Here is a 22,986-nt window from a genome sequence, read left to right on the forward strand (position 1 = left end):
CGCCTGGCTCATAGTTCGCCCTCGCAGATTGCCCCGGCACGCCGGCCGGCCGCCCCCTGCAGCACGGCGGCAACAAACTCGCCGAGGGTCGCGGTGCCGACGATCAGGGTCAGGTCAATCCCGTCCTCGCCGCACAGTTGCGGATGCAGTTGTTCGAGCAGTGCACACAGTTGCAGGGCCTGCAACGAGCTGCCCCCGATGGCGAAGAAGTTCTGCCCGGCATGCAACTGCTCCTGCGCCACCTTCAGCAAACGGGCGCAGAGGCCCAGCACGTCGTCCATCACCTGAGTCTGCAGCGGTACCGCCGTTGCACTACACATGGCGGGCTCCCACCAGTGCCGCGGCGGCCAGGGCATAGCCATCAGTGCCCAGACCGGCAATGAAGCCGTGGCACAGGGGCGCCAGCAACGAACTGTGACGGAAGCTCTCGCGGGCAAACAGGTTGGAAATGTGCACCTCCATCCAGCGCCCCGGGTAGTCCTGCAAGGCATCGCGCAAGGCCCAGCCGGACATCATCAGCGCCCCCGGATTGATGATCATCGCCTCGGCCTGATGCTGGCTCTCGATGAAGTCGATCAACTCGCCCTCATGGTTGCTTTGTCGGGCCAGCACCGTCCAGCCACGGGAGGCGGCGACCGCGGTGACCTCAGCGGTGATCTGGTCCAGGGTCTTGGTGCCATAGACCTGCGGTTCGCGCAGCCCCAGGCGCCCCAGGTTGGGGCCGTTAAGCAGGAGTAATGTCGGCATGGCGAGCCACCTCCAGCAAGGCCAGGATCTGGCCTGGCGCAGTCAGTTGATAGGTGCTGGGATAGCGCCGGATCTCCTCGCCGGGATGATCCCAGAGCGCCAGCGCGGTCTGCATGCCCGACGCCTGGCCGCACTGCAGGTCAGCCAGGGCATCGCCCACGAACAGGCAGCTCGCCGGGTCCAGATGCAACTGTTCGACAATCATCCGGGCCATGTCCGGCGCCGGCTTGGGATTGGCCACGTCGTCGCTGCCGACGATGCAGGAGAAATACTTCAGCAGGCCCAGGTACTCGAGAATCGCCACCGTGCGCCCATGGTCCTTGCCCGTGGCGATCGCCATGGGAATGCCCCTGGCATGCAAGCTCGCCAAGAGTCCCCCGACGCCTTCGAACACGCGGATGCGCTGCATTCGCGCGTTGCTTTCACGCATGAACACCGGGTGCATCTGCGCCGGCAGCCCCATGATCTTCATGATCTGCACAAAGCTGCGTCCCAGGTGCTTGCAGTACTCGCTGAACGGTGGTGGCTCGACGTCCGCCCCTACCACCTGGGCATGGGCCGCGTGGTAGGCCTCGCGAATCACTTGCTTGCTGTCGATCAAGGTTCCGTCGAGGTCGAAGATGACTGCACGGATGGGCAATTCAGACATGGCTCGCAGCCTCCATCGCCGCTTGATGATTCAGACCTCGATCCACGGTGGCCGCCATCGACTGCACCGCCAGGGGCAAGGGTGAGAGGAATGCCGCAACCCGGGTGAATTCGCCGTCAGGGTCTTGCAGCACCCGTTGATAATCCAGTTCCAGCAGTTGCATGTTCGGCCGCGAACGGACCCATGCCAGCACCTGGGCCACATGCTCGCGATACAGCCGCGCCAGTTCCTCGACCTCCTGCCCTCCCCAGACCTGACCGCTGTGGTGCTCGGCCATGTCTCGCTGGGAACGGATCACCGCATCGATATCACGGTGCATGAACAACACCCGATACCCGTGGGTCGCTGGCAGGTGCTGGAGAAAGCGCGACACCAGCTTGACCGCACGGCCGCGGGCCTGGTCCATCCACCCCAGGTAGCCGTCGCGGGACTTGACCGCTTCCCATTCGAAATAGCCATGGGGATTGCGTTCATCGCCCTGGCGCAGGTTGTCAGTCAGCGGCGCCAGGCCGGCACTGGCCAGGGCACGCATCATCATAGAGGTGCCGCTGCGCGGCAGCCCGGAGACCACGGACACGAAGCCGCCATCGCCAGCAACGCAGTCCGGTACATTCATGCATTCATATTGCTTAAGCATCCCAGCTCCTTACTCGTTCTTTCCCGGCTGCCCGGTATCCCGGACAGCGGCCTGCGGGCTGCACTGGACCAGGCCCAGGCGGTTGCCGAACGGGTCCTCGATCACCGCCTTGTAACTGCCCCACAGGGTCGGCCCTGGCGCCTCGACAAGGGTCACCTGCGGCGGCATCCGGGCAACCAGCGCATCCAGCTCAGGCACCATCAGGTCAAGCATGCTGGCCGGCGACGGTCGGGCCATCAGCGGGTCTTCGATCAGGCCGAGTCCGGCACCGCCCTGCTCATCCACATCCAGGCTGATCCAGCGGGTCGGGGCAAAGCGCCGGCTGACCTGCAGACCCAGGACCTGCACATAGAAGGCTTCGGCAGCCGCCAGGTCGGGAACCGCCAGGGTGGCGAAACACAGGGTCGACTGATTCAGCATGGCTGGCACTCGCGGGCATCCTCGGGCAGCGGCCGGGCACCGACCTGGAACTCGAAACCCACCCGATGGCGAATCAGGGCACACACCACCGAGGCCTCGATGCTCGCCGCCAGCTGTTGCATCAGCGTCGCCAACTGGGCGGCCGGCCAGCCTTCGACTTGCAGTTCAAGCTCGATGTCCTGTAGGTGAACCGGGGTCGGCGCCACTTCACACATGCCGCGGATGTCCACCATGGCCCGCACGTCCAGGTGCACCGCACCCGGCAACTGCTGGCGACGGTTGAGCTGCGCCAGGACATCGGCGGCAATCGCCATCAGCAGGTATTCCTGGGGGTTGGGGCCCCAGTCGATACCGGCCAGCTGCTTGGGCTGGTCGATAGGAAAGCTGCGCAGGTCCTGAGGGTCCTGGTGGACGAAGTCCGCCCGCAGTTGAGTGCCATAGAGCCACTGGCAATCCAGGGACAGGGCCTGGGTCTTGGTCTGGACCGCCGCAGTATCCGCAGGCGCCTGCTCGAAGGGGCAAAACCTGTGCCAGGGGCCAGCGCCCTCGGCATCCACCAGACGTGCCGAAAGCCCCAGGGGCTGGACGAAAGTCTGGTGATTGGGACTGTGGCTCTTCACCGCCTCGATCACCTCCAGGGCTTCGCTGATCTTCTTGTCGGTGCCCGAACGGATCTCGTAGCGCACTTGGGGAGCAGCAGCGGCCGCTTCCTGCAGGATCGCGCTGGTGGTCATGGACAGATGATCGACCGTGGTCCGTCGCGCGGAAAACCCCGACACCGCGGACACCAGGAAACAGCCGGAGAGCGCCGCCAGGGCCAATTCCTGGGGCCAGGCCGGGTCCAGCAGCCCTTGGCTTTGCAACGCCGGGCTGGGGCGGATCGGTACTTCGAAATGCCGCGGCGCGCGCAACAGGCCGATCAAGGCCGGAGCCACGCCGGCCAGCATGCCGCCGGCCGGCGAACAGTGCGCATAGGCGGCGTAACGGAAGATCGCCTGGGCCGGCTCTTGCTGGATCTCGTGGACAATCTCACTGAAGCCCGAGATGTTCATTCCGTTTCTCATGGCTGACTCCTTCCTTGGTAGACCTGACGCAACGCCTGCTCGAGATCGGCACACAGGTCATCAGGGTTCTCGATTCCCACCGACAGCCGGACCAGCCCGGGGTTGAGCCCGATCTTTTTCTGCTGCTCGCGAGTCAGGCCGCTGTGGGAGGTGTTGAACGGCAGGCTCACCAGCGACTCGACACCGCCCAGGCTGGTGGCACAGGTGATCAGCTTGAGGTGTTCCAGCAGTTGCAGGGCCGCCGGATCGCCGCCCCGCAGCTCAAAACCGAGCATGCCGCAGGTGGCCTGGGCGGCGTACTGGTACAGATGGGGGTGGGCATACTCCTCGGCATAGACCGAATGCACCGCGGTCACCTGTGGATGGCGTTCGAGAAAACGCGTCACCTGCCGGGCCCCTGCGGCATGAGCCTGCATGCGCACGGCCAGGGTCTTCATGCCCCGTTCCAGAAGGAAGCACACGAAGGGGTCCAGGTTACCGCCAAAGCGCAACAGCTGTGCCCAGACCCGGTCCACCAGCTTGCGACTGCCCGCAACCGCGCCACAGGTGGCGTCACTGTGCCCGTTGAGGTACTTGGTCGCCGAGTGGATGACGATATCGGCCCCCCACTCCAGGGGACGGCAACTGATGGGTGAAAGGAAGGTGTTGTCCACCACCAGAAGAATGTTCTCCTGCTTGCACAAGGCAGCGATGGCCAGCAGATCGATGGCCTTCATCAGCGGGTTGGACAGCAGCTCGAAAAACATGATCTGGGTCTGCGGGCGGATCGCCCGGCGAATCGCCTGCAGATCCAGCGGGTCGACATAGCTCACCGAGCGCCCGGCCTGGCTGATGTCGGCGTGCAGCAGGCTGTAGCTGCCACCGTAGAGATCGTAGGAAGAGATGATATGGCCATTGCGGTTGGTCAGGGCGAACAGGGTCGAGGCGATCGCCGCCATGCCCGATGACAGAACCAAGGCACTTTGCGCCCCCTCCATGGCCGCCACCTTCAACTGCACCGACCACTGCCCCGGGTTGCCGTAGCGGCTGTAGGTGGGAATGTCACGCACGTAGCCTTCCAGGAACGACTCGTAGGTGGACTGGCTGAAGCGAAAGGTGGTGCTGGGAAATATCGGCGTGCCCACGGCCCCGGTCACCGGGTCCTCGTAGGTGCCGGCGTGCACGCAGAGTGTCGCCGGGGCCTCGCCTTCGGTCAGCCAGCGATTGTTCTCCATCGCCGGCCCGGCCAGACGCTGGCGGTTGAGCTGGTTGAGCCAGGGCAACTGGGCATCGGTGCCGGGACGATTGGCAAACATTGCCTCAGTCTTTTTTGCATCGTTCACACGAATTCCCTCGTCGTTCGGTTCTTCCGGGCGGCCCGGCGGGCGCCGGGCCGCCCAGGTCGGCGCGCACTGCAAAGCGCGCGGCCGACGTTGGCAAAGAGACACATGCCGTCATCGTCCTCAGACGACCCGGGCCTGGGTCTTGTCGGTGACGAAGGCTTCCAGGCGCTCCAGCGAGTTGACCAGTTCAATGGACAGCTCGTTGTCCTCGATGGAAAAGCCGAACTCGGTTTCCACCTGGATCAGCAACTGCAAGGCGTCGATCGAGTTCAGGCCCAGGGTGCCGATCAGGTCGCCCCCCGAAAGGTCTTCGCGGCTCAGCTCACGGCCCACGGTGCTGGAGAACACTTTGATCAAGCGGTCGGTATCGGTCATTTTCTAGCTCCTGCTGAATAACATCGTGCATTGATAAATCATCGATTCGCGGCGCCAGATTTGCTCGCCGACGAACCCCAGGCGCGCCAGCGCCGCAACCACCTCGTCCTGCCTCGGGTACTGGCAGCCGCCATGGGTCAGCCAATCCACGCCGACAGCTGCCGAGGCCGTGTCGCAAAAGAAAATCTCGTCAATGATCAGCCGGCCACCTGCCCCCAGGCGCTCCAGCAAGGCAGGCAGGGCCTGGGCTACGCTGGGCTGGTGCAAGGTGTTGTCGAGCACGATGACGTCGAACCGGCACTCATCGAGCTCGGCCAATGTCTCCCGGCTGTGCACCGGAATATCCGCCGCCACAGGGTTGAGCCCCCCCAGTGGCACGATCCGGCTGGCGTTGCAGTCAAGGCGTCGGCGACCAAGCAACGCCTGGGTGTACACCGCGCCGGTGGCACAGACATCGAGCAGGCGAATGGCGCCCGTCGTGTGGAGCAAGGCCTTGCGCCAGGTCAGTTGCGCAGCCAGTTGCTTGTCCGCCCCGGACACTGCGCGCTGGTAGCGCCGAAGCAATTGCGGATGCTTGGGACTCTGCTCGAAAGCGCGCCGGTCGAGGCCGTCATGCAGCACCGCCAGCAGCTCGTCCAGACGGTTCCAGTGGCGGTTGTTGAAAGCTTCCAGATCGAGCACCGGAGCCAGGGCCTCAAGGTCCTGCGCATGCGCCTCGACGCCTGCGGCTTCCTGCACCAATCCGTTGGCCTGGGCGGTGTCGAAGGCCACCGCCAGAGTCTGCGCATGCAGCCCGGTACGCTGGGCAATCTGATCGACGCTCAAGCCCTGGGCACTGAGTTGCAAGGCGCCGCAATCCCACAATGCCAACAGCAATTGCGAACGCTTGTAAGCGTGGGCCGCGTCGAGCAATACCCGGCTGGCAGCCGGGCGGTAGCGGCGACTGAGCAGCGGCTTGCCATTACTGCTACGAGCAATCAATGCCGTGCGCTCGAAGCGGTCGGGGACCTTGGCCGAAGCCAGGTTCGCCTGACAGTATTCGCGCAGCAGTCCCGGGTTCCAGGGCCGCTCGGCACTCCAGACCACGAAGGCGAAAATATGGTCGTTGCCTGCCCGGGCCGACTTCACTGCCCGCACCGAGCAATCCAGTACGTCGGGGTGGCTGGTCAGTACCGATTCAATCTCGAACGGCGAAATCCAGCGTTCGCCCCGACGGATCGCACTGCTTTCACGACCGACAATGCTGTAGCCGGCCGGACTCTGTTCGGCGATGTCGCCGGTGTCGTAAAGGCGGCCATCCTCCAATCGCACCTTGAGGGCAAACGGCTGACCCGCCGCCGGCTCCACGACTTCGATCCCCGGCATTGGAAAGCCGATGGACAACGGCGGCAATGGCGCGACGCCGGCAAACACGGCACCGCTTTCGGTACTGCCATAGTTGCGCGACAGTCCGATGCCGAAGGCCTGCTGGAATTGCTGGTCGAGCTGTCCGTCCACCGGGCCGGCGCCGGACATCACCACCTTGAGCTGGGGCGGACGCTCACCCTGGCCAACCCGCTGGGCCATCAGGGTCGCCAGCATCGGCGTGACCACGCAATGGCTGGCGCGCAGACGCAGCGCCTGCAGCGCCGCCCCCAGTTCCGTGGGCTTGCAGATTTCCACCTGGGACCCGGCCAGCAACGCGCCCCACAACCAGCCCAGTGCATAGGCGTGATACACCGGGGCAATGAACAGTACCCGGTCCTCGTGGCTCAGTTGCAACAGCCGGCAATAGCGCAAGCCTTCGTCGCGCCAGCTGTGCAGGTCGCGAAAAACCAGCGACGGTTCCCCCGTGGTGCCCGACGTCAGCAGATAGATGCCACGCCGGTGTGGCTGCACTGCCGGATCGCCAGGCAGTGCAGCGCCAGGCTCAAGCGATGTCACCCGCAGTTCGCCCTGCTCCAGATGGACGCTGTGGCTGATCGCCCCCTGGGCGGCATAGCGCTGCAGTTCCTGGGGCTTGGCATCGCTGGCCACCAGCAACGGCGACAAGCCCTGCTCCAGCAGCACCAGCAACAGCGCGGCATGCTCAAGCGTACTGTCGAACACCAGCAGCAGGCGCTGCTGGCCGCTGCTGGCCAGTTCACCAAGCTGCCGGGCCCACTCACTGCGCCGGGTTGCCGGCAGCGAAGCCAGTACCGGCCCCGCGCTCAGTTGGGCAAACCAGCGGTCATCGGTCCGTGACTCAGGCGCCATGTTGATACGCTTCCTTGGCTTGTTCGAGCAGGTTCCTGACGGCCTGGGGCGCGTAGGAAGGCGCACGGCACAACTCGTCCAGGCTGATAGCGTCTTCGAAATACAGGCTCAGGGTGTCCCAGGGCGTGAAGCACCCCTTGCAGGCATCCAGCCGTGGTCGTTCAGCCAGCAGCAACTGATAGAACGGTGAGCGGTTCACCGGCGCCAGAGCCTTGTTCCAGTCCTGCTCCAGCACGTTGCCCATGTTGTGGAACCAGATGTTCGGACAGGGCGTGGCCACGCCGTCGCTGAAGGTCGACAGCACCAGGCGCGGCAGGTGACAGCGCCAGGTGCGCCGCCCCTGGTGATAGAACGAACTGAGGCGGTCCAGGTAGGCCTTGGGTGGCAGGATCTGCGGGTAACGCTCGCGCAGCTCGAACAACGCGTCGATGAAGGGATACTGCTCGGGGCGCACCTTGAACTTCTCGCTGTCCGGGCCGCGGACGGGGAACGGAAACAGCTGCGGCGGGTTGTCTGCAAACCCGGAGCACCACTCCACGAACTCGCGCATATACGGCGCACTGCGGTCATTGAGCACGCCGTAGACTTCCAGCGGCAGGCCGGCCTCCAGGACCATCGCGATACGCTCCATGATCATCTCGTGGATGCGTGGCGACAGGACCCGATAGCTGTTGCCCTGATAGTTGCTGCTGTCGAGTGAGATCTGCACCACGACATTGCCCAGTTGGGCCAGGCGCCGCACTTTGTCCCGGGTCAACGGCAGGCCGTTGGTCTGTACAATCAGCACTTCATGCAGGGGCGACATGCTCTCGATGAAGCTCATGATGCCCTTGATGATGAAAATCTCGCCGCCGGTGAGTTTCAGCAGCGGTGGCTTGAAGGTGCGGTTGACCCGCTCGACGATGGTCTGCAGACGCCGGCCCAGGTCACTGTCTTGGCTGTAGACGTCGTGCACCGGCGGCTGGAAGATCAGCTTGCCTTCGTGGGACGACTTCATGTTGCTCTGCCCGGTCAGGCAGTAGGTGCACCCCAGGTTGCAGGAGTCCTCGTTGATGACCAGGTCATTGCCCAGCAACTGGCTGTGACCGAGAAAGTTCACCGGTTCGGCATTCGTCATGGCTCAAGCCCCTTTGCTGAACTGGATGTCGCGCAGGCTCAGCCCGGCGCGGTGGAGTTGCATGCTGATACCCAACTGGACCTGGCGCAGCTCGCCGAGCTTGACCCGGTAGAACTGCTCGACCTGGGGTCGCCGTTCATGGGCATAGGCCTCGTCGAGGGTCCCCTGCTCGGCCAGGTCGGTCATCTCGGAAATCAGCGCATAGTTGAAATCGCTCATGAGCCGGCGCAATTCGGCGGCCTTGGCTTCGCCGGCTTCGAGAATCGCCATGCCCCGGGCGTCGCCGAGCACCGCACGCCGCAAGCGCGACATGAAGGTGTGCATGACAATGTCGTAGGTCTCGAACTCGAACACCGCCGGTTCCTTTTCGATGACCATTTCCGAGGCGTACTTCTCGCCGTAGAGCAAGGCACTGATGGTCGACAACTGACGCACTCGCGGGTCTTCGAAGTCGTAGCTCAGGGCATTGAGCGACACATCGAAGTCGTCATGCAGCTTGCCCTCGGCGCGCAGGGTCTCGACCGCCTCCGCCCCGGGATAGAGCTCCAGGCGCACGGTGTAGCGGCGCAGGTTGTAGCCCATGTATTCGCGCAGGAAGAGGTTGTTGTCACGGATCTCCTGGAAGGTCGACCAGGGGTGATAGGCAATGAATCCGAAGGCCACGTAGATGCCGGCACCACGCACCAGCTCGATGGCCCGCTTGTTGTCCTCGACCGTGGACTTCTTCTTCCAGCGGTCCAGGCCGATCTGTGAACCCGACTCGATGCCGATCAGCACCTTCTCCAGGCCGGAGCGGTACAGCAGGTCCAGCAGCGGCTGGTCTTCGGGGTGCCAGTTCTTGGCCTGCATGCAGCAGTTGTAATAGATCTTCAGCCCACGATCGAGCACGCCCTGGGCGATGTCGGCAATCCGCTGCTTGGCGAACGGCGCACCGCCCGGGTCTTCGAAGGTCGAGTCGACGAAGTCGAAGGTGTTGAAGTTGTACTTGTGATAAAGCCGCTCGATTTCATCGACGATATTGTCCGGGGTCCTGGCCCGCCAGAGCTTGCCGGGGTTGATCTTGTTGCCGGCGTGAGGCGCGTTGCAGAAGGTGCAGCGCGCAGTGCAGCCACGGGTGGTGGCCAGGCGCAGGTAGGGCAGCTTGCCACTGTTGAGCTCGAACTGATCCCGCGCCGGCTCAGGCAGCATGTCCAGCTCCGGCACCGGCTTGCCAATGGGGTTGTCGATGACGAACCCGCCCTCCTCGCGCCAGCTCAGGCTCGGCACCCGGGCGTAGTCGCCGTGATCCCAGAAGGCCTCGACGTAGCGCACCAGCGGCACGTCGCCCTCACCGCGCACCAGGGCGTCAAGGAAGCTCCAGTTGGGGTTGCTCAGCAACTTGGAGCCCAGGAAGGTGGCCAGCGGGCCACCGGCCAGAAACGCCACCTGCTCGGGCAGGGCCGCACGCAATGCCGAACCGAAAGCGGTGGCATGACTGACGGTGACCGTGGTCAGGGAGAAACCAATGAGGTCGGGCTTGAAGGCCACCACTTCAGCAATGGCAATCTCGTCGCCGTGCTGGATCGACTTGACCTCGACCACCTGGCACTCGGCTCCCAGGTCCCGCAGGATCGACACCAGGTAACTGACGCCCAGGTGTTCGGAACTCATCACCAGGTCGCCATCGAGCAACACCGGAAAGCACACGCGCATCGGCTGCGGCTTGCGGAAGTCGACAGTGGAATGCAGCGGATTGGTCGGTGGCGCGTCGATCGGCTCAGCCAGGTTGGCGAGCGGAATCAACCCGTCGGCGGCGTTGGTGAACTGCACGGTTTCCATTAAAAATACCCAATTTGTTGTAATTGGCTGTCCATGAAGCGCTGTTCTTCTTCACTCATTCGTTGCCCGCCACAGCCTTTGCGGCCGGGCTCGCGCTGCGGCTCGTGGGCCGGTTCCAGCAACCAGTGGCCTTCCAGCCCTTCAGGGACCGGCAGCCCCAGATGGGCCAGGATCGTCGGGTAGATGTCTTCGATCCGCGCTTGCAGCGCGGCGTCCTCGGGAAAGGTCGAGCCACGGATAAACACGATGCCGTCGGGCCGATGCACGCCACGCTGGGCCGGTGTACTCCAGACCCGGCCGGTGAGTGCCGGCGTCGGCATGACGCTGAAATCCCTGGGGATCAGCAGGTAGTCGGGAGCGTCCTGCAGGCGTGCGCCGGCATACACCTGATCGGCCTTGACCAGCGTGAACCAGGGGCGCCCCTGTTCGTCGAGCACCTGCGCCAGGGCTTGCTGCAAACGCGCTTCGGCCTCCGGCAACTGCTCGGCGCGCAGCACCCCCTGGGCCTCGCGCCCCATCAGATTGGCATTGACACCGAAGCAGCCAGGGGTGGGCATGTAGAACTCGGTGCGCGACCAATCCACCACACGTCGGTAGCTTCCGGGGGCGTCGAACCAGGAACGCGCCCCCGGGTCGTCGTGGGAGGCCTCGGCGCCCGAGTCCTGGAGTTCATAGCGGGTCGCCAGCAGGCCCTGTTGTTCGAGGAACTCGTGCACGCTGAAGTCCGCTTCACACAGGCCAAAGCCATGGTCGGAAGCCACCACCACCAGGGTGTCGTCATCGGCCAGGGTCAATACCGTGCCCAGCGCCTGATCAATATCGATATAACACTGTTCCACTACTGAACTTGGCGCCGAGTGATCGCCCCAATAATAGTGACTGACACGATCAACTTCGGTGAAGACTACAAACAGTGCATCCACTGGTCGGGTCCGCTGCAGAAAACAGCAAGTATCGGCACGCCCCTTGATAAACTTTCGCGCCTGCTCACAGTAGTCTTCCTGACCGCGATACATAGTGACAATGTCTGAGTGATAGTGCAGTCCCGCCTGCATCAACTCATGCATCAAGTTGGCGGGCGAGGTATATCTCAGGGTTTTGGCCAATGGCCAGCTGATCATATAGCCGCCCTGAAGATCTGCCGGCGGATGAGTCATGGGGATATTGTAGGCACCGACTTTCAGCCCCTGGCGTTCCAGGGTCAGCCAGCAGGGTTCACGCCCATAGTCGGCAGCGTTCATTGCCCGGAAACGATAGTCCACAGACTGGGTCGACCAGAACTGGTAGATCCCGTGTTCACCCGGAGAAACCCCGGTAAACATGGAGGCCCAGCCCGGTGCCGTGTGCGGTGGGAAGGTCGATTGCAGTACCCCATGGGAGGCGCGCCGGCGCAGTGCGCTGAAGTTCGGCAGCAATCCCCGAGCCATCAGTTGCTGGAGGACAGCATGGGACGCCCCGTCGATACCGAAGACCAACAACTTCAACTTCTGATCTTCCATGATCACCCACCTCCGACACTAAAGTTCAACCAGATAAACTTTCATCAACATTGCAGAACAACATTTCAAACAGCAGCGACGTATAAGAAGCGCTATTGCGACGCCATTCGAAAACCAACCGACAAAGTTTGAGACCCACAACTACCAGGCACAGCCGGAACAGCAGCGAAAACAAGCTAACACCGACATCAAACAAAGAACTCCGAAAATAATTTCAGACTTGTAACAAAATCAATCCGAGTATGAATCGATATTTCCAGAAACTAATAAAGGAACAGATTCGCCCCCGGACAGCACGGCGACGCCTGCCGATGGCGATAGCTGAACCGATGAGTGAGTTGATCAAGGCCCATGAATCATTGCCGGTGCCGTGCGCCGCCTTGCCTCGGGGCCTGCGCGCCAGGTGCTGATCGCTCCGCCAGGGCCTGCGAAACAATTGGTATCAACCTCTTACATACTCAAATAACCCGCCGGCAATTTGCCTGGAAATCGAGTACCGGCTATCCCATCATCGGCGCCTGCAATCAGGCCTGCGCAGCCTGTCACTCACCGACCCGCGCCATCCGTACTGGTGTCGAAACAGGGAAGTCCTATGAACCCGAACGCCAATGCTTTTTTTGGCAGGCACACGCTGGGCGAGCTCTATCAGATCGCCCCCGAAAAGCTCAATGACCTGGATGCCTTGACCCAACTGCTGTGTGCCGCTTCCGCCGAAGCCGGCGCGACGGTCTGTGGCACGCTGACAAAACGCTTCGAGCCACAAGGCGCAACGGTCCTGGTGATGCTGGAGGAGTCCCATGCCTCCTTCCACACCTACCCCGAGCATGGCGCGCTGTTTCTCGACATTTTTACCTGCGGCACAACCTGCGACCCGGTCAAGGCATTCGACTACATCTGTTCGAACCTGGGCTGCGATGTACGGGCGATGAAGATCGTTGAGCGGGGAGCGACGCAAGCATCCCCTCACCTGCCAGCCAGCCATGCAGCGCCGGTGGTACGGCACCAGGCAGAGTCGGTCGATCCCTAGGCTTTGTACGAAGAGCCTTGATACTCGGTGATGCTGCGTGGAAAACGGCCTCGTGCGCGAGTCCGATCGGAAGGCTCATCTACACCCCGTAAAGTCGAACGCGCCCCCCGGCCGTTCCTCGACCGTTTTCGCCTTGCCTGACCTTCGTCTTGAAACTTTTCGTACAGAGCCTAGCGAACGCCGGCCCGAGCTGAAGCCCCGGGCCTCATGCACCGCCGACAGGGGCTGCCGGCACCTGTGCCCGGTGTCTACTGGGGTTCTGTAAAAAAAATCAGACACTTCTGGCAACCAGAAAGCACCGCTCTAGCTCGCACCTCTCCCCGTGGGTGCAGGGCACCCGCCAGGGCACTGGAGCCGTTTACCCCCCTTACATTGGCGGACGGATTCTTGCAGTATTGATCCGCCCTGGGACAACGGCTCCATTGCTCTGCCCCAGCAGCGCCCGGTTCCCATAACCAATAACTACAACGAACTCGACAGCGAGATCACCCGGCGATGTACCCCCTGAGCCCGTTTCACGGATTCGACAGATCAGCTCCCGCGCCCCTGCACAGTGGCCGCGGTGGTGATGTCGACGCTCGGTTCTCGCTGCCCCGCTCACGCCCCGCCACGCCTCGTGAGGTTCATGAGGACCGCGCCGCCGTTATCGGCTTGTACTTGCTGGGCAGGTCCTGCCCATGAAGCTAATGGTCAACCTGCCCATGGCCCTGTGCCGCTCCCGTCTGCGCCACTCCTCACGTCCTCCGGATCGCTCGCCTGCGGCCTGATCGCGCGCCTCTGCGCGTAACGCCCCAGAACTGATTTCTGCCCTTGCAACCGAGCCGTGCGCGGCGTCGTTGCAGGACCTGAAAACCTGCGCGCCCCAATGGCGCAAGCGAGAATCCTGATGAAATTTGCCGCCCTCGACGAAGCCCGTGACTTCCTGGCCGCCAACCCTGACATCGACATGATCGAGCTGTTCATCCTCGACGCCAACGGCGTGCCCCGAGGCAAGCTGCTGCACCGCGAAGAACTGCTGGCGGTGTATGAAAGCGGCCGGCCCCTGCCCAGCACCATCCTCGGCCTGACTCTCAACGGCGACGACGTGGAGAACTCCGGCCTGGTGTGGGACGTCGGTGATATCGACTGCCGTGCCTACCCCCTGGCCGGCAGCCTGGTGCGCCTGCCGTGGCGGCAGATTCCCACCGCGGCGGTGCAGGTCAGCATGCACCCGCAGGAGGGCATGCCCGCCAGCATCGCCGACCCGCGCCACCTGCTGATCAAGGTCATCGACGGGCTCAAGGCCGAGGGTTACCACCCGGTGATGGCCTGCGAGCTGGAGTTCTACCTGCTGGACGCCAAGCGTGACGGCAACGGCCGACCGCAACCGGCCCTGGACGCCGACGGCGGTCGTCCGCGCAGCACCCAGGTCTATGGCCTGCGCGAGCTGGAGCAGATCGAGCCGTTCCTCGCCGATCTCTACGCCGCCTGCAAACTGCAAGGTATTCCAGCACGCACGGCGATCTCCGAATACGCCCCGGGCCAGGTGGAAATCACCCTGGAACACGGCGATGCCCTGCAGGCCATGGACCAGGCGGTGCGCTACAAGCGCCTGGTCAAGGCCGTGGCCCACAAGCACGGGATGCAGGCCACCTTCATGGCCAAGCCTTTCGATCACCTGGCCGGCACCGGCATGCACATGCACGTGAGCATTGCCGACGCTGCGGGCCGTAACCTGTTCGCCTCCGAGGACCCGGCCGGCACCCCGCTGCTGCGCCAGGCGGTGGGCGGTATGCTCGCTTCCCTGCTGGAATCGCTGCTGCTGTTCTGCCCCAACGCCAACTCCTACCGCCGCTTCCAGGCCAACAGCTACGCGCCCCTGGCGCCGACCTGGGGCGTCGACAATCGCACCGTGAGCCTGCGGGTGCCCGGCGGTCCGGCCAACAGTCGGCACATCGAACACCGCATCTGCGGCGCCGACGCCAACCCTTATCTCGCGGCGGCGGCGATCCTCGCCGGCGTCTATCGTGGCCTGCGCGAACAGCTCGATCCGGGCGATCCAGTGCAGGGCAATGGCTACGCCCAGGCCACCGAGCTGCTGCCCACCGACTGGCTGACCTCGCTGATCGCCCTGGAGCAATCGGCCTGGGCCCGGGATGCCCTGGGCCATGAGTTCCTCGGCGTGTACCTGGCGGTCAAGCGTGCCGAATACCGCCAGTTCATGGCCGAAGTCGGCGAGCAGGACTGGCGCTGGTACCTGACCCAGGCCTGAGCCCCAGTAACGATCTGCGGTGCTGGACTCATGGGCAAGGCGGCCTGAAACCGCTTTGCCGGACCTGAGCTGCGCCCGGCAGATCATCGACAGTTGCTGAAGCGCTGGCCGCTGCCCCCACGCAGCCGCCGGTTGTTTTTTCCACGAGGATTTTTCAATGACAGCCGCCTTCGATCCGCGGACCCCGGCAGCCGAGCGCTGCCCCAGCTACTACAGCGCCACCCTGAATCAGGAAACCCATTACCCGACCCTGCAAGGCAGCCATCAGGTGGATGTGGTGATCATCGGCGGCGGCTTCACCGGCGTCGCCAGCGCGGTGGAATTGGCCGAACGCGGCCTGAAAGTCGCCATCGTCGAAAGCCACAAGATCGGCTGGGGCGCCACCGGGCGCAACGGTGGCCAGGTCACCGGCAGCCTTTCCGGCGATGCGGCCATGCGCAAGCAGATGCGCCGCGAACTGGGCGACGAGGTCGACGATTTCATCTGGAACCTGCGCTGGCGCGGACACCGGATCATCCAGCAACGGGTCGAGAAATACGCCATCGCCTGCGACCTCAAGCACGGCCACCTGCACGCGGCCTACAAGCCCAGCCACCTGCCCGGCCTGCGCGCCGACTACGACGAAGCGCTGCGCCGCGGCATGGGCGACGAAGTCAGCCTGCTGGACCGGGCCCAGGTGCGCAGCCTGCTGGAAAGCGACCTCTATCACGGCGCGATCAAGAACACCCGCAACCTGCACCTGCACCCGCTGAACCTGTGCATCGGCGAAGCCCGGGCCGCCGAAAGCCTGGGGGCGCTGATTTTCGAGCACAGCGAAGTGCTGCAGATCGTCCACGGCGAACACCCGGCAGTGATCACCGCCCAAGGCCGGATCAACGCCAAGCAAGTGCTGCTGGCCGGCGACGTCTACCACAAGCTGGAGCCGAAGAAGCTCAAGGGCAAGATCTTCCCGGCCATGGGCGGCATCGTCACCACCGAGCCGTTGGGCGACCTGGCCAAGCGCCTGAACCCCGAAGACCTGGCGGTCTACGACTGCCGCTTCGTCCTCGACTACTACCGCATGACCGCTGACGGCCGCCTGCTGTTCGGCGGCGGCGCCAACTACAGCGGCAAGGACTCGCGGGACATCGCCGGCGAACTGCGCCCGTGCATCGAACGCACCTTCCCGGCGCTCAAGGGCGTGGGCATCGACTTCCAGTGGAGTTGCGCCATGGGCATCGTGATCAACCGCATCCCGCAACTGGGCAAGCTCTCGGACAACGTCTGGTACTGCCAGGGCTACTCCGGGCACGGCGTGGCCACCAGCCACATCATGGGCGAGATCATGGCCGAAGCCCTGACCGGCCACCTCGGCCACTACGACACCTTCGCCGCCTGCCGACACATCCGCGTGCCCTTTGGCGACCAGTTGGGCAACCCGATGCTGGCGGCGGGCATGTGGTACTACCAGATGCTGGAGAAACTGCGCTGAGGGTTCGGTCAATAGGCCCCCCTCTGGTCATTGTCACTGGCCGCAACTACCCAAAGCCCAACCGATTCCGTACCATCGCGCCGCTCACGAGCGGCGCCAGGGAAGGCCATGTACAGACACTCATGCCTCCCTCCCTGTCTGCGCCTTGTCCAAAGTCACTTTCAGGGTTCCCCATGTTCCGCGTACTCAAGGCTTCGTCCTTGCTGCTGGCCACCAGCATAATTTCTGGCTGCATCAGCCAACCCGCCGCCATCGTCAGCGCCCCTCTGCAACCCGCAGCCAACGAACCCACGACCTATCTGGTGGGCGCTATTGGCCCGCAGTACCTGGGCGGCGGCGGTGCCGCCACCAACCTGCGCCTGCTGATTCGCAAGCGCGGCTCAATCTATGGCGCCGCGGCACTCTGGGAGGGCGACCCACGGCCAACGCCTGAGGACATCCATGAACCCCGCGCAGCCGGCAGTGTATTTGTCATGCCGCTCAAACCGGGTGATTACGAGTTCTACAACTTCCAGTTCTGGTCCATGGTCTACACCCCGGGGCTCGGCTCACGCCTGCAATCCCAGGAAGCGCGCGAAGAGTTCGTACTGCCGCTGCGCCTGGAGGCGGGCAAGGCGTATTACATCGGCGAGTTTCGCTCGGTCTGCAGCCAAGTGACCCAGTGCTTCTTTGCCTGGAGCAATCAGATGCCCCGTGACGCCGTGATTGCCCAGCGCCAGGTGCCGGGGCTGCCGGAGCTGCAATGGATGCCGCTGGATCTGGACAAGGCCAAGCCCTTCATCCTTCCCGTCGACAAGCAAACCAGCCCAGCCAATGCCACTGCGGAGATTCATCCATGAAATCCTGCCTGACCCTTTGCGCCCTCCTGCTGCTCGCGGGCTGCACGGCAACCGACACCTTGCCGGACCGTCCGCTGACGGATGGCCAAGCCTATTTGATGCCCCTGCATGTGATGGTCGATGACCCATTGCGCGCCGCTGAGTTACGTAACGCCTTGCGTGCCACCGGGGTGTTCGCAGATGTCCAGACCGGCGCCGGACAAGCTGGCGACTACAGCGCCCGCATTCAGTTCAAGTCCGAGCGGGACATGCCGCCAATGCCGTTGATCTTCCTCAGTGCCGCCACTCTGTTCCTGATGCCGCTCTCCAATGGCATCGACACCCACACCGACATCAGCCTGCTGCACGAGGGCAAGCTCCTCAAGCGCTACAGCTATCGCAACCTGACGCATAAATACACCTGGTTGCTGGATCAAGGCGGTGAAATGCAAGAACAGAATATCCAGCGCATCGCCCGCGCCTTTGCTGGCGATCTGCGTCAGGATCAACTGTTGCCAACCGCGAGTCAGGCCCAATGAACCCCATAGGTTTGACCACCCTGCTGTGCAGCGCACTGATCATCACCGGTTGTGGCACCCGAATGGCACCGCTGGACTACCGCAGTCAACATCCCTATGTACCGCTGACCCTGGACCTGGGCCCGGTGAAAAGTCGCTTCGACGAACAGGAGCAACGGGAAACCATCGCCGCCCTGCGTCAAACCGGAGCCTTCTCCTTTCTCGACGGTGGCTACAGCCGCAGCGGTTACCGCCTGCTGATCAACGAGCCAGGCGGCAAGAGCGCGGGGTTGCTTGGCGCGTTGAATGCCATCACCCTGCTGACCTTCCCCATGCCCTACTCCTACCAGAGCAACTTGCGCGGCAGCCTGCTCAAGGACGGCCAACTGCTCAAGACCTACGACTACCGTCGTGAAGGCTATAGCGTAGCGGCCTGGTATGTTCCGCCGGTGCAGGTCGAAAGCCGCAGACAGATGCTCGATGAACTGCTGCATGACTTGGAAAAGGACCGTTTGATTCCTCAGGAGAACCCACGCTGATGACTGCCAGCCTGTACCGGGGCGGCTGCCTGTGCGGGCAGATTCGCTTCGAGGCCCGAGGGCCTGCCGCCAATCCCCATACCTGCTCGTGCAAACTGTGCCAGCGCCACAGCGGCGCCCTGACCCTGGCCTGGGTCGAGTTCCCCAGCACCCAGGTGACCTGGACCGGCCCCGCCGGCGCTCCGGCGACCTTCAGGTCTTCGGACTATTCGAGCCGGGCCTTCTGCCGGGCCTGCGGCAGCTCCCTGGGGGCCATCGATGATCAACCGACCATTGCCTTGCTCCTGGGCTGCTTCGACGACAACCGCGACCCGGCGCTGATGCCGCACAGCCATTCGTTCAGCGACCGCTGGCCCGAGGGCTGGCAGCCCGCGCCGACAACGCAGGATAAAGGTGGACAGCATGAGTGAATCACCGTCGCACTGCTGCGCGCCCCTCGCCTCGAATGTCTGGACCTGGTACGGCCAGGACGAGTACCGAAAGATCATCCTGTTGGGCGAACTGGGCATGGCCCTGGAATTTCTCGCCCTGGACGCCAAGCGACAACGGATGGAGGTCGGTTGCTGTGCCGAGTGCAATCTGTGGTCTGGCTATCTGGATTATCTCGCTGGTTTTGTGAAGCATTTTCCGCTGTATCTGGCGCCGCATTTGCTGTCGCGCTTGCAAGCACTGTTAAGCGGCTGTGAAGCACTGTGCCGTGAGGCCTATGGAATGACCCTGGAAGACAATGGCTTCGAACACCCGCAATGGCGACCGCTGCGAGAAGGCGCCCGCGAGGCACTGGAGATATTGGGTTGGCCGCAGGTACGGGAGCATATGCCGGAGCTGACCGAAGAATGCCGTGTGGCCTTGAAGAAATGGCCGGATTGACCGGCCCTGTCGACAAAGGCCACAGGACCTTGCCTGGCGATTTCCCGACGGACCTCTGGCGGCGTTCAGCTCGCCGCGTCTCCTGCGGAGCCGATCGCAGCCTGCGGCAGCGGCTACAGGACGCTGGGCAGGACCGGCTGGGAGAGGTCATTCGACGCATGCCGATAAGGCGGGGTGCGGGGCAAGGCGCGTTTGTGGGCCGTTCGCAGGTAGGCACGTTCGATCAGGTGGCGCACTGCGTCGGTGACCGGCTCTCCCATCAGGTAGGCATCGATTTCTTCGTAGCTGCAACCGTAAGCCGTTTCGTCCAGCTTACCCGGAGCCAGTTCCTCCAGGTCCGCGGTGGGCGCCTTGTGCACCAGTTGGCCGGGAGCGCCAAGGGCGTCGGCCAGCAGCCGCACCTGGGTCTTGGTCAGGCCCGACAACGGGGCCAGGTCGCAGGCGCCGTCGCCGTACTTGGTGAAGAAGCCCATCAGGGCCTCGGCAGCGTGGTCGGTGCCCACCACCAGGCCATTGCTGAAGTTGGCCACGGCGTACTGCGCGATCATCCGCGCCCGGGCCTTGACGTTGCCCTTGGCAAAGTCCGTGAGGGCCGCTGAAGGCTGCAAGCCGTCGATCCGCACCTGGCTCATCAGGCCGTCGACGCTGTCGGCAATGTTGCAGGTACTGACGGCATCGGCACCGATGAAGTCCAGGGACGCCTGGGCATCGCTTTCGTCCGCCTGGTTCTTGTAGGGCAGGCGCATGGCGATGAAGCGGACCTCATGCCCTGCCCCGCGCAGTTGCTCCACCGCCAGCTGGCACAGGCGGCCGGCCGTCAGGGAGTCCACCCCGCCGCTGATGCCCAGCACCAGGCTGCCGCACCCGGACTCGCGCAGCACCTGCTGGATAAAGTCCACGCGCCGGGCGATCTCGGCGGCCTCGCCACCGCGCACCAGTTGCCGGTCGATGCCCAGTTCCCGGGCGATACGTTCTTGGGTTGGGTTGCTCATGTCAGGCCTCCAGGGGCGAGTGGGCAAGATCGACGTTGAACACCTGGGCGGCGTAGCGCAGGAACGACGGGTCTTCACAAACGTTCTTGATCGGGTCGTCGGAGAACTTCACCACCGGTTCACCATGCACCCGCACCAGTTTCATCACGATGCTCAGTGGCTCCACGCCTTCGACGTCGCAGGCCAGGCTGGTGCCCATGCCAAACCCGAACCTGGCCTGGCCACGCACGTGGCGCAGGATCGGCAGGCATTTCTCGAAGTTCAGGCCATCGGAGAACATCAGGTCCTTGGTCCGTGGGTCGATGCCCAGTTCGCGGTAGCGGGCCAGGACCTTGTCGGCCCAGAGCAGCGGGTCCCCGGAATCCTGGCGCAGGCCGTCGTAGAGCTTGGCGAAGTACAGGTCGAAATCCTTGAGGAAAAAGTCGGTGCTGATGCAGTCGGTCAAGGCGATGCCCAGGCGCCCGCGGTACTCGTGCACCCAATTCTCCAGGGCTGCATTCTGGCTCTCCCGCAGCCGTCCCAGTTGCTGGTGCACCATCAGCCACTGGTGGGCCATGGTGCCGATCAGCGGCAGGTCGAACTCGTAGGCCAGGTGGGCATTGCTGGTGCCGACGAAGACCCCGGGAAAGTCGCTGCGCATGATCTTCACCACTTCGCGCTGGGCCTTGAACGACAGGCGCCGGCGGGTGGAAAAATCCGAAACGCGGAACTCGGCCAGCTCGTCGCGGCTGGCGTTTTTCTCCAGCCATTCAAACTTCTGGTAGAGCCGGCGAGTGACATCCTCAAGCTCCACCTCGGGGTACTTATCGCGGTTGCGCAACTCGCTGACCATGGCCAGCACCGGCTGCTCGAACATGATGCAGTGCAGCATCGGACCACGGACGCGGATGCTCAGTTGGCCGTCGACCGCCGCCACGTGGATGTAGCGCAGGTTGAAGCGGAACAGGCCGAGGAACTGTTCGAAGTCCGGGGTCAGGTACTCACGAAAGCGCTTGTTGAACAAAAAGCGCTGTTCGCCTTCGCGCATCTGCAGGCCGGCAAGCTTTTCCAGTTCCTGGCGGATCTCGGGGATCAGGTGCACCAGGGACTCTTTGGAGCGGACGATGAACTGATATTCCACATCGACATTGGGGTGCTGGTGCAGCACCGCCTGCATCATGGTGAAGGTGTAGTAGTCGGTGTCCAGCAGGCTCTGAATCACGCCGTTGTTACGGTCGAATGCACTTTCCATGATGACTCCTCAGGCCTTGGCCAGTCTGGCGGTTGCTTCGCGGGTCGCGGCCACCGCGATGCCCGCTCGTTGCATGTCGTCGATCGCCTGGGTAGCACCCTCGGCGCTGATGGCGCGACAGGCCGGCAGGTGAATGATCACCTTGAAGCCGGCGGCGGCCAGTTGCAGGGCGGTGGTCTTGACGCAGAAATCCAGGGCCAGGCCGCCGACGATGACTTGTCGCACGCCCTGGCTGTTGAGGTACTCGATGACCCCGGTGGAGAGCTTGCCGTGCAGGTCGTGATAGCAGGCGCCATAGGGGTGCAGGTCCGGCTCCACGCCCTTCCACACGAAGTAGTCGTAGTCGTACGGCGTGGGCAACTCGTCCAGCAGGGTGAAGCCTGCGGTGCCCGGTACGCAGTGGCTGACCCAGGTCAGGTCGGCGTGTTCCAGGCCGGTGGGCTGGAGCATCTGTGCGTGCTCGGCCACCACCCAGGGAGCCTGGGGGCTGTGGGCGTCCTTGCTGCCGATGCGCAGGCTGGCCAGGGTCGCCATGAAATTCAGCTCGCCGCCGATGCGATCGCCTTCGGCCACGGGCAACTCGTTCGGGCACAGCGGGGTAAAGCTCTTTTGTGCATCGACATCGAAGGAAGCGGTCTTCATCGTTTGGCTGTTCATGCTGGGTCTCTCCTCTGCATGGAGCACAAAGTACATGTCATGTACTTTCATGGCAAGCCCCTATGGATTTTATTTTTATCAGTCGATCTTCAATCAATATGCACTAGCAAGGTGCAAAAGGAGATTCTCCGCCGACAAAAGCAATGCTAAGGTACACGTCATGTACCAAATGAGGAAAAGCAGATGTTTGAACTGGCCCTCTATGGCGGCGCCTTCAACCCGCCCCACGCCGGACACGCCCAGGTGATGCTCGAAGCCGCTCGCCACGCCCGCCGGGTACTGGTAGTCCCGAGCTTTCGCCACCCGGATGGCAAGCGCATGGCCGATTTCGAGCAACGGGCCAACTGGTTGCAGGCGATCACCACGCATTTGCAGCCCGAGTGCCAGGCCGAGTTGGCGGTCAGCCGCCTGGAGCGGCAGCTGGCCCTGGTCGATCCGGGTCCGGTCTACAGCTTCACTCTGCTGCAACGCCTGGCCGACGACCTGGCCCTGGACGGCAAGCGCATCGCCCTGGTGGTGGGTGAAGACGTGGCGCGGCAGTTGCCCAGGTTCCATCGCGGCGAAGAATTGCTGCAACGCTTTTCCATCCTCTGCATCGAGGAACAGCCCGGGGTGCGCAGCAGCGTATTGCGCCAGTGCCTGGCCCGCGGCGAAACACCGCCCAGCCAATGGCTGGCACCGGGCATGAATCCGCTAAACTACGGCCTCTACGCCGTCCACGGAAGTTGA

The 22,986-nt window shown here is 63.5% G+C and carries 24 protein-coding genes; 9 read left to right on the plus strand and 15 right to left on the minus strand.

Annotated features, from left to right (window positions below):
- Positions 1 to 8 precede the first annotated feature (8 nt).
- The 12 genes from J5M73_RS07350 to J5M73_RS07405 form a co-directional block, all read right to left on the minus strand.
- Entirely contained in the window at positions 9 to 320 is a 312-nt protein-coding gene (locus J5M73_RS07350; RefSeq protein WP_162884136.1) for a phosphopantetheine-binding protein, read from the minus strand.
- Complete coding sequence (locus tag J5M73_RS07355; protein WP_102864336.1) at positions 313 to 747, minus strand: type II 3-dehydroquinate dehydratase; 435 nt, start codon at positions 745 to 747, stop codon at positions 313 to 315. Before J5M73_RS07355 ends, J5M73_RS07350 begins: the two co-directional genes overlap by 8 nt.
- The gene (locus tag J5M73_RS07360) at positions 725 to 1,396 is read right to left on the minus strand and encodes an HAD-IA family hydrolase (protein WP_102879858.1); all 672 of its coding nucleotides are present in this window, start codon (positions 1,394 to 1,396) and stop codon (positions 725 to 727) included. The genes J5M73_RS07355 and J5M73_RS07360 overlap by 23 nt, the downstream gene beginning before the upstream one ends.
- The gene (locus J5M73_RS07365) at positions 1,389 to 2,033 is read right to left on the minus strand and encodes a sulfotransferase (protein WP_102864334.1); all 645 of its coding nucleotides are present in this window, start codon (positions 2,031 to 2,033) and stop codon (positions 1,389 to 1,391) included. Before J5M73_RS07365 ends, J5M73_RS07360 begins: the two co-directional genes overlap by 8 nt.
- A gap of 9 nt (positions 2,034 to 2,042) precedes the next feature.
- Positions 2,043 to 2,453, minus strand: coding sequence for a VOC family protein (locus J5M73_RS07370; RefSeq protein WP_102864333.1), 411 nt, complete (start codon positions 2,451 to 2,453; stop codon positions 2,043 to 2,045).
- A complete protein-coding gene (locus J5M73_RS07375; protein ID WP_102864332.1) occupies positions 2,447 to 3,517 on the minus strand; it encodes an OsmC family protein in 1,071 nt (356 codons plus the stop codon). Before J5M73_RS07375 ends, J5M73_RS07370 begins: the two co-directional genes overlap by 7 nt.
- On the minus strand, positions 3,514 to 4,812 hold the full coding sequence (locus tag J5M73_RS07380) for an aminotransferase class I/II-fold pyridoxal phosphate-dependent enzyme (RefSeq protein WP_102864331.1): 1,299 nt from the start codon (positions 4,810 to 4,812) through the stop codon (positions 3,514 to 3,516). Before J5M73_RS07380 ends, J5M73_RS07375 begins: the two co-directional genes overlap by 4 nt.
- Positions 4,813 to 4,959: 147 nt before the next feature.
- Positions 4,960 to 5,214, minus strand: coding sequence for a phosphopantetheine-binding protein (locus J5M73_RS07385; protein ID WP_102864330.1), 255 nt, complete (start codon positions 5,212 to 5,214; stop codon positions 4,960 to 4,962).
- Positions 5,215 to 5,217: 3 nt separating this feature from the next.
- Positions 5,218 to 7,449 carry a fatty acid--CoA ligase family protein gene (locus tag J5M73_RS07390; protein ID WP_115582206.1) on the minus strand — a complete coding sequence of 744 codons (2,232 nt, stop codon included), beginning with the start codon at positions 7,447 to 7,449 and terminating at the stop codon, positions 5,218 to 5,220.
- A complete protein-coding gene (locus J5M73_RS07395; RefSeq protein ID WP_207815249.1) occupies positions 7,439 to 8,566 on the minus strand; it encodes a radical SAM protein in 1,128 nt (375 codons plus the stop codon). The genes J5M73_RS07390 and J5M73_RS07395 overlap by 11 nt, the downstream gene beginning before the upstream one ends.
- 3 nt (positions 8,567 to 8,569) lie before the next feature.
- Positions 8,570 to 10,384 (minus strand): radical SAM protein, encoded by a 1,815-nt coding sequence (locus tag J5M73_RS07400; RefSeq protein WP_102864327.1) that lies wholly within the window; start codon positions 10,382 to 10,384, stop codon positions 8,570 to 8,572.
- Positions 10,384 to 11,883 carry an alkaline phosphatase family protein gene (locus J5M73_RS07405; RefSeq protein ID WP_102864326.1) on the minus strand — a complete coding sequence of 500 codons (1,500 nt, stop codon included), beginning with the start codon at positions 11,881 to 11,883 and terminating at the stop codon, positions 10,384 to 10,386. The genes J5M73_RS07400 and J5M73_RS07405 overlap by 1 nt, the downstream gene beginning before the upstream one ends.
- A 592-nt stretch (positions 11,884 to 12,475) precedes the next feature.
- Here J5M73_RS07405 and speD point away from each other — a divergent pair.
- From speD to J5M73_RS07445, 8 genes are all read left to right on the plus strand, one after another.
- Positions 12,476 to 12,910 (plus strand): adenosylmethionine decarboxylase, encoded by a 435-nt coding sequence (gene speD / locus J5M73_RS07410; protein WP_102864325.1) that lies wholly within the window; start codon positions 12,476 to 12,478, stop codon positions 12,908 to 12,910.
- A gap of 886 nt (positions 12,911 to 13,796) precedes the next feature.
- Positions 13,797 to 15,161 (plus strand): glutamine synthetase family protein, encoded by a 1,365-nt coding sequence (locus J5M73_RS07415; RefSeq protein ID WP_102864324.1) that lies wholly within the window; start codon positions 13,797 to 13,799, stop codon positions 15,159 to 15,161.
- Positions 15,162 to 15,318: 157 nt separating this feature from the next.
- Positions 15,319 to 16,632 (plus strand): FAD-binding oxidoreductase, encoded by a 1,314-nt coding sequence (locus J5M73_RS07420; RefSeq protein WP_102864323.1) that lies wholly within the window; start codon positions 15,319 to 15,321, stop codon positions 16,630 to 16,632.
- A 173-nt stretch (positions 16,633 to 16,805) separates the two neighbouring features.
- On the plus strand, positions 16,806 to 17,471 hold the full coding sequence (locus J5M73_RS07425; protein ID WP_102864322.1) for a hypothetical protein: 666 nt from the start codon (positions 16,806 to 16,808) through the stop codon (positions 17,469 to 17,471).
- Complete coding sequence (locus J5M73_RS07430; RefSeq protein ID WP_060838788.1) at positions 17,468 to 17,989, plus strand: hypothetical protein; 522 nt, start codon at positions 17,468 to 17,470, stop codon at positions 17,987 to 17,989. Before J5M73_RS07425 ends, J5M73_RS07430 begins: the two co-directional genes overlap by 4 nt.
- Positions 17,986 to 18,507, plus strand: a complete 522-nt coding sequence (locus J5M73_RS07435) for a hypothetical protein (protein WP_102864321.1) — start codon at positions 17,986 to 17,988, stop codon at positions 18,505 to 18,507. The genes J5M73_RS07430 and J5M73_RS07435 overlap by 4 nt, the downstream gene beginning before the upstream one ends.
- Positions 18,507 to 18,917 carry a GFA family protein gene (locus tag J5M73_RS07440; protein ID WP_102864320.1) on the plus strand — a complete coding sequence of 137 codons (411 nt, stop codon included), beginning with the start codon at positions 18,507 to 18,509 and terminating at the stop codon, positions 18,915 to 18,917. Before J5M73_RS07435 ends, J5M73_RS07440 begins: the two co-directional genes overlap by 1 nt.
- Positions 18,910 to 19,377, plus strand: coding sequence for a hypothetical protein (locus J5M73_RS07445; RefSeq protein WP_102864319.1), 468 nt, complete (start codon positions 18,910 to 18,912; stop codon positions 19,375 to 19,377). The genes J5M73_RS07440 and J5M73_RS07445 overlap by 8 nt, the downstream gene beginning before the upstream one ends.
- A 113-nt stretch (positions 19,378 to 19,490) precedes the next feature.
- Here J5M73_RS07445 and nadE read toward each other — a convergent pair whose 3' ends face one another.
- From nadE to J5M73_RS07460, 3 genes are read right to left on the minus strand one after another with little or no spacing between them, the layout of a single operon-like run.
- Entirely contained in the window at positions 19,491 to 20,369 is an 879-nt protein-coding gene (gene nadE, locus J5M73_RS07450; RefSeq protein WP_207815254.1) for an ammonia-dependent NAD(+) synthetase, read from the minus strand.
- A 1-nt stretch (position 20,370) separates the two neighbouring features.
- Complete coding sequence (gene pncB / locus J5M73_RS07455; protein WP_060838784.1) at positions 20,371 to 21,600, minus strand: nicotinate phosphoribosyltransferase; 1,230 nt, start codon at positions 21,598 to 21,600, stop codon at positions 20,371 to 20,373.
- 9 nt (positions 21,601 to 21,609) lie between these two features.
- Positions 21,610 to 22,257, minus strand: coding sequence for an isochorismatase family protein (locus J5M73_RS07460; RefSeq protein WP_207815255.1), 648 nt, complete (start codon positions 22,255 to 22,257; stop codon positions 21,610 to 21,612).
- 183 nt (positions 22,258 to 22,440) lie between these two features.
- Between J5M73_RS07460 and J5M73_RS07465 the strand changes: the two genes are divergently transcribed.
- Positions 22,441 to 22,986 carry an adenylyltransferase/cytidyltransferase family protein gene (locus J5M73_RS07465; RefSeq protein ID WP_102864316.1) on the plus strand — a complete coding sequence of 182 codons (546 nt, stop codon included), beginning with the start codon at positions 22,441 to 22,443 and terminating at the stop codon, positions 22,984 to 22,986.

This window comes from Pseudomonas sp. 50_B, assembly GCF_017491625.1.
Lineage (GTDB): Bacteria > Pseudomonadota > Gammaproteobacteria > Pseudomonadales > Pseudomonadaceae > Aquipseudomonas > Aquipseudomonas danubii.